The organism is Bacillus cereus group sp. Bc031 (assembly GCF_027716265.1).
In the GTDB taxonomy this organism is placed as follows: Bacteria; Bacillota; Bacilli; order Bacillales; family Bacillaceae_G; genus Bacillus_A; species Bacillus_A paranthracis.
This window is the reverse complement of record NZ_JAQFUL010000147.1, coordinates 1-6,228: the sequence shown is the minus strand read 5'-3', so window position 1 is coordinate 6,228 and position 6,228 is coordinate 1. Positions and strand designations below refer to the sequence as shown.

The following is a 6,228-nucleotide window of genomic DNA, read 5'->3' as shown; positions in this document are numbered from 1 at the left end:
TTTCTAGCTAGCTTTTTAGAAAGAATAACGTTTTTTGTCACTTGGGGGTAGTGAAAATTCTTAAGTTGATGGGCATGTGTTGTTCCCCCTATAACAATTAAAATAGATGAAACATCTAAAAAGTTTTTAAAAGCTTTTATTCCGCCTCCGCCAAGCATAATTGCCGCTATTACAATAGCAAAACCTACTATTATGCCCACTGGGCTAGAAATATCAAACTTCCTTTTTTTTCTTTCTGGTCTAGCAAATCCTTGATTTTCGTCTCCCATATTCCTGCCCTTTCCTTTTCATTTTTATAAAACATTTTTTTATTTTAATAATGCGTTTTCACATATAATGTTTATTATACGCTTATCATCTATTTATCGCAATATACTCATAAAATTGACACATTTCATTTCCATATTAGAATTATATTATAGAAATATGAGGAGGATCACGATGGAACATAACATTTTACAAGTCATTGCACTAGCAGAAAAACTAAAATATGAAATGCGACATAGCTGGCTTTCTAACGGACGTCAAGAAAGCGTTGCTGAACACACGTGGCGCATGTCTTTAATGGCCATTTTAGTTGAACCTTATTTAGATCAAAAAGTAAATATTGAAAAATTACTTAAAATGGTTATTATTCACGACCTAGTCGAAGCAGAAGCCGGTGATATTCCTGCTTTTGATACAATGAATAGTCATGAATTACAACTACAAAAACAAATGAATGAACAAGAAGCAATTTTAAATATTAAACGAACATTAAAAGGTTCTCTCGGCGAGGAATTATATGATTTATGGATGGAGTTTGAGGCGAAAGAAACGTACGAAGCAAAAGTTGCTAACGCACTTGATAAGCTTGAGGTAAAAATTCAGCATAACGAAGCTCATATTGATACGTGGCTACCAATTGAACATAAAATGACATTCCAAGTAGCAAAGCATACAAACTTTGATTCTTTCCTATCTAAATTACAAAAAATCATTGAGCAAGATGGTGAAAATAAATTATTAGCTGCTGGCATTGACGTTGAAGCTTGTAAGCAATAATGAAATAAGACACTCAGCACGAGTGTCTTATTTCATTATTGTTGATACAGCCTGCTTGTAAATAAGTTGTTGTTTTCCATCAACTAACATTAAAACGGTAAATTTGTCTATTGCAACAATTTCTCCTACTATTCTAACGCCACTCTTCAAAAAAATTGTAACAATACCTTTTTCTTCTTTTATTTGTTTATATAGCTCGTCTTGTAAATGTTCCAAATACATCTCTCTCCTTTTTCGTTGAATATCTTAATATAAAAAACTACAAATTCTTTATTTATGTACTTTATCTTTTACATTCATAAACTTATTAATAAGTATATCTAAATCTCGGCTAAATAACAAAACTTTATCATGATCCAATCCATGTCTAGCAACAAGTTGAATTAGCTCTTTCTTTTTGTTTTCTATTTTATTTTTTAATTGTCCCATCTCCATCTCTTCACTAAAACTCCCTTTTCCCATAATATTACTTGTAAAATTATAGTACAAATTCTCTCATAAAAAAATATAAAAATGGTTTTTTTACAATTCATATATTTTTTTATGAACAAATCGCAAAATATATCACGATTCATCCCCCTATCCGTAGCTCTATATACAATTAGAATGACCATACAGGCGTTTGTCTAATTACAAAAGAGACTGGCTCCTTTTCTATACAAAAAACATACTGTATATAGTAGTCCATGAATTATATAGATTAACTTACTCAAAAGGAGGAACACATATGAGTTATGGTGGAAGTTGCGCTGGTTTCGGCGGTGGATTTGCTTTGCTTATCGTACTATTCATCCTTCTAATCATCATCGGATGTAGCTGTTGGGGTGGCGGCGGATACGGATACTAATATATCCTATCCTTAACAAATGAACGAAAAACTATAAGAAAACAGCTCATATTTGAGCTGTTTTTTCATACTTTCGTATGAAGTTATGTCCCTCTTTTTTGTGATTTCAACTAATAAAAAAACGTTTACTATGAAATAAGAAACATTTTTACTTAGGAGGATTACAATGATTAAAGGTCTTTACGAAGCACATTTACCTGTCCGTAACTTAGAAGTGTCTATACCTTTTTACGAATCGCTAGGACTAAAATTATATAAAAGAGGAGACGATATTGCTTTCTTTTGGATTAAGGAAAATGAAAGTTGGCTCGGTCTTTGGGAAGGTACAGAATACAAAGTAAATTATCATCCCTCTTTACGACACATCGCCTTTCAAGTAAGCTTACATGATTTAGAACATGCAATACATTGGCTAAACCAAAAAGGCATTTCAGCACGAAAAGATTTTGGAATGGAGCCAATTGAACCAATTGTTTTTCCAGAGTTAGCGCATGCCGCCGTATACTTTAACGATCCTGACGGAAATAGTTTAGAATTGATTGCACAATTACCTGTTGGACTCCCTACAGAGGAGAAAGTGTATTTAAGTGAGTGAAAAAAACAAGTTCAAGCATCATCATTACATAAGGATTAATCTTTTTATGTCAGTTTCTTATTCCGCGCTTCTTAAAACAAATAATAACTTCAAAAAACTATTTTATGGGCAAACATTAAGTGTGCTTGGAGATTGGTTTCATACTGTAGCTTTATTAACGTTCGTCTATAGCATAACGGAATCACCGTTTATGATCGCACTTACTTTTATAAGTAAAGGTTTACCACAACTACTTCTTAGCCCTTTTATAGGCGGAGTGGTAGATCGTTTTTCTAAAAAGAATATTATGATTTTTACCGATATTACACGGGGAATTCTAGTCCTTACATACATACTCGCAAGCTATAAAATTGAAATTATTTTCATTGCTAATATATGTTTATCTGTACTTTCTTGCTTATTTGAGCCAGCTAAACAAGCAACCTTAAAAAACATCGTACACGAAAATCATTTCGTAACTGCTAACTCTCTTTCTAGTACAATGAATGGTTTTATGTCTATTATGGGTGCTTCTTTAGGCGGGATAATTGCACAATCTTTACATATTGAGTTCGCTTTTTTAGTAAATAGCCTATCATACTTTATTTCAGCCTATTTTATTTATAATATGAGTGTTCCCTCTTATGATACTTGTAAGAAGAAAAAAGCATTTTTTACTGATATAAAAGATGGTTACACATACATATTACAAACAAAAATCATTTTAATATTAATTCTTGTAGGCATTTCATGGGGGCTTATTGGAGGTGCTTATCAGCTACTTCTAACAATCTATGCCGAAAAAATTTTCCACACGAACATTGGGATTTTATATACGGTTCAAGGGGCTGGGCTTATGATAGGAAGCCTTCTCGTTAATCTTTACATATCCAGGAATAAAGAAAAAATGAAAAAAGCATTTGGTTGGGCCTACTTCCTACAAGGCTTTTTCTTTCTTGGATTCATTCTATCCGATCAACTTATTTTCGGTATCATTACATTACTCTGTATGCGCATAGCAGGAGGAATCATCGTTCCACTTGATACGACATTACTTCAAACTTACACGCACGAAAATATGATTGGTAAAGTTTTTTCCTTTCATTACTCAATTTATGGTTCACTCATACAGTTATCTATGTTCATTACAGGATGGCTATTAGAAATCCTTTCTCCTCAAATAATTGGTAGTTTTCTAGCTACATGTTGTATTTTTGTTAGTTTTATATGGCTGTTCTTGTATTATCGCGGGAAACTTAATGAAGAATCTACTATTACTTAATAGCATGTTTATGTACATGCTATTTTTATTTATGTCGAAATATAAAGGAAAAAGACGATTTATTTTCCTTACGTTCTAATTTTTTAGAATGTACAATAAATTTAGATTATAAGAAAGGGGATGCCATAATGTTTGACGATAGACTTACTATTTCAGCTGAACAGCAGAAGCTCATTTCCAACGCAACTCGTATTCAAATTCTTCACCTTTTAAAAGACGAAGCACTCACTGCAAAACAAGTAGCTACTAAACTAAACAAATCTACTGGTAGCGTACATTATCACGTTCAAATTTTATATGATGGAGGGTTACTTGAATTAGTAGACACGAAGGAAAAACGAGGGATTATTGAAAAATATTACAAGGCAAAATCTGCTCATTTCTATATTGAAGAAAGCGGCACAGAGGGAACGAATACAGGTAGTCATATTGTTTCTCATTTATTTTTAACTCCAGAGGAATTACAACAGCTTACTTGGGAGGTTACACAAGTTTTATTACGCTGGGAAAACAAAACCGCTCGTCAATCAAACTCTGAAGAGGAATACGCTATTTCCTGCAGGATAAAAAAACAATGAAAGAAAGGTCCAGCTGCTCATGAAAAATAAATTATTATTATTGTCGGGAACAGGAATTTCTCGTTTAGGTGATTTTATGTATCTCGTCGCCCTAAACGTAATGGTTTTACATAGCACAAACTCCCCTGCTGCTGTAGCAGGATTATGGATTGTCGGTCCAATTGCGACCGTTGTTACAAAAATTTGGTCTGGTAGCATAGTAGATCGATTAAACAAGCGGTCCATTATGCTCATCACAGATATCATTCGAGCAGTTCTCATTGGCTGCGTTCCACTATTTGATTCTATTTGGGCCATTTATATTTTTATCTTTTTGACTCGCATTGCTACATCATTTTTCGATCCAGCTTCATTTTCTTATAAAACAATGCTTATACCTGCTGAAGAACGCGCTCAATTCAACGCTTGGAGTAGCTTTTGTACAAGCGGGGCTTTTATTATCGGTCCAGCTCTTGCTGGAATACTTCTCACCACGCACTCAGCATCCTTTGTAATTTACTGCAACTCACTTTCCTTTCTACTTTCTACTATTCTCATTTATTTCTTACCTAATATTACGTTACAAACAAAGCAAAGCGAAGAAGTTGCAAATACTTTCGTACAAACATTACGAAGTGATTGGAAACAAGTTTTTTCATTCGCTCGAACTGAAACGTACATTATTCTCATATTCGTTTTATTTCAAGCGACTATGCTTGTCGCTATGGCACTTGATTCACAAGAAGTTGTTTTTACAAGACAAGTACTGTTTTTAACCGATATAGAATACAGTATGCTTGTTAGTATAACTGGCGCTGCTTACGTTTCCGGTTCATTTCTTGTCTCTCTCTTTGCCAAACGTTTACCAATTCAATATTGTATCGGATTAGGGACAATTTTCACAGCAATAGGCTATGTAATTTTCGCCTTTTCAAATTCATTTATCGTCGCGGCAGGCGGTTTCATTTTACTTGGCATTTCTTCATCATTTGCTGGTACTGGCTTTTTTACATTTTATCAAAATAACATCCCAGTTCATATGATAGGACGTATCGATAGCGTATTTGATTCCATAAAAAGTTTTATCCAAATCTTTTTCATTTTAGCAATTGGAGCATCCGCACAATTTCTTTCCGTTCAAATGACTGTAATAAGTAGCTCGTTACTCATCCTTTTCCTTTCCTGTTTATTAGCAATCCGAGTAATGACGCCTTCACGCGAAAAATATTTTAAGGCTACAGGATCATCATTGGAATATTAACCGCAACATAACAAGCGGCGATTTGCTAGGTAGTAAGCCCTCACTGATTAAAGTTTTACTTTATGTTAAAATATTAATGAAATTTGATTATGTAGGGGGGCTTTTTTGAATACTATATTCATGTTCATTTGTATTATATTAGTAGCTTCTATTTTACAAACAAGTACCGGTTTTGGCTTTTCTATTATGGCAACACCTTTCTTACTCATGTTATTTCTACCACAAGAAGCTATACAAATAAATATCATTTTATCATTCATTATTTCTATATCACTCATTTGGAAAATAAGAATGGACATTGATTGTATTCTACTGAAAAGATTAATTTTCGGCAGTATAGTTGGTGTTCCTTTTGGTATTATCATTTTCACTTCTATTAACATCAACACATTTAAATTAGCAATTAGCATCCTACTCTTACTATTAACTTTGATGCTAATCTGTAACTTTAAGATTCAATCAACAAAATCTAGAGATTTCATAGTTGGCGGATTATCCGGTCTTTTAACGACAAGTATCGGTATGCCCGGACCACCCCTGTTACTGTACTTTACAGGAACTGATACAAAAAAAGAGAAGCTGAGAGCTAATCCGTACCCTTTGTAAAGGACATTTTAAAAAAAGTTAGGCGGCATCAAGAAGATGATTTCTGTATTCAACAGG

8 protein-coding genes and 2 pseudogenes are annotated in these 6,228 nt (G+C 33.4%); 7 read left to right on the top strand and 3 right to left on the bottom strand.

Annotated features, from left to right (window positions below):
• Positions 1-269: pseudogene (locus PDQ33_RS27895) on the bottom strand (hypothetical protein); the annotation flags it as partial.
• A 172-nt stretch (positions 270-441) separates the two neighbouring features.
• On the opposite strand from PDQ33_RS27895, the gene PDQ33_RS27890 reads away from it, so the two are divergent.
• Positions 442-1,044, top strand: coding sequence for an HD domain-containing protein (locus PDQ33_RS27890; RefSeq protein WP_000400775.1), 603 nt, complete (start codon positions 442-444; stop codon positions 1,042-1,044).
• 27 nt (positions 1,045-1,071) lie between these two features.
• Here the strand turns inward: PDQ33_RS27890 and hfq are convergent, their stop codons facing one another.
• Together hfq and PDQ33_RS27880 are read right to left on the bottom strand one after the other, a co-directional pair.
• Positions 1,072-1,260 (bottom strand): RNA chaperone Hfq, encoded by a 189-nt coding sequence (hfq, locus tag PDQ33_RS27885; RefSeq protein ID WP_000400653.1) that lies wholly within the window; start codon positions 1,258-1,260, stop codon positions 1,072-1,074.
• A gap of 54 nt (positions 1,261-1,314) precedes the next feature.
• Positions 1,315-1,533, bottom strand: coding sequence for an aspartyl-phosphate phosphatase Spo0E family protein (locus PDQ33_RS27880; RefSeq protein WP_002080856.1), 219 nt, complete (start codon positions 1,531-1,533; stop codon positions 1,315-1,317).
• 238 nt (positions 1,534-1,771) lie between these two features.
• Between PDQ33_RS27880 and PDQ33_RS27875 the strand changes: the two genes are divergently transcribed.
• The 6 genes and pseudogenes from PDQ33_RS27875 to PDQ33_RS27850 all read left to right on the top strand — a co-directional run.
• Positions 1,772-1,891: a YjcZ family sporulation protein gene (locus PDQ33_RS27875; protein ID WP_000120179.1), complete on the top strand. Its 120-nt coding sequence runs from the start codon at positions 1,772-1,774 to the stop codon at positions 1,889-1,891.
• Positions 1,892-2,057: 166 nt separating this feature from the next.
• A complete protein-coding gene (locus PDQ33_RS27870) occupies positions 2,058-2,486 on the top strand; it encodes a VOC family protein (protein WP_250669739.1) in 429 nt (142 codons plus the stop codon).
• A gap of 46 nt (positions 2,487-2,532) precedes the next feature.
• Positions 2,533-3,747, top strand: coding sequence for an MFS transporter (locus PDQ33_RS27865; RefSeq protein ID WP_250669738.1), 1,215 nt, complete (start codon positions 2,533-2,535; stop codon positions 3,745-3,747).
• Between the two features lie 128 nt (positions 3,748-3,875).
• Positions 3,876-4,325 carry an ArsR/SmtB family transcription factor gene (locus PDQ33_RS27860; RefSeq protein ID WP_000459093.1) on the top strand — a complete coding sequence of 150 codons (450 nt, stop codon included), beginning with the start codon at positions 3,876-3,878 and terminating at the stop codon, positions 4,323-4,325.
• 19 nt (positions 4,326-4,344) lie between these two features.
• Positions 4,345-5,565: an MFS transporter gene (locus PDQ33_RS27855; protein ID WP_061131070.1), complete on the top strand. Its 1,221-nt coding sequence runs from the start codon at positions 4,345-4,347 to the stop codon at positions 5,563-5,565.
• 105 nt (positions 5,566-5,670) lie between these two features.
• Positions 5,671-6,153: pseudogene (locus tag PDQ33_RS27850) on the top strand (sulfite exporter TauE/SafE family protein); the annotation flags it as partial.
• Between the last annotated feature and the right edge of the window lie 75 nt (positions 6,154-6,228).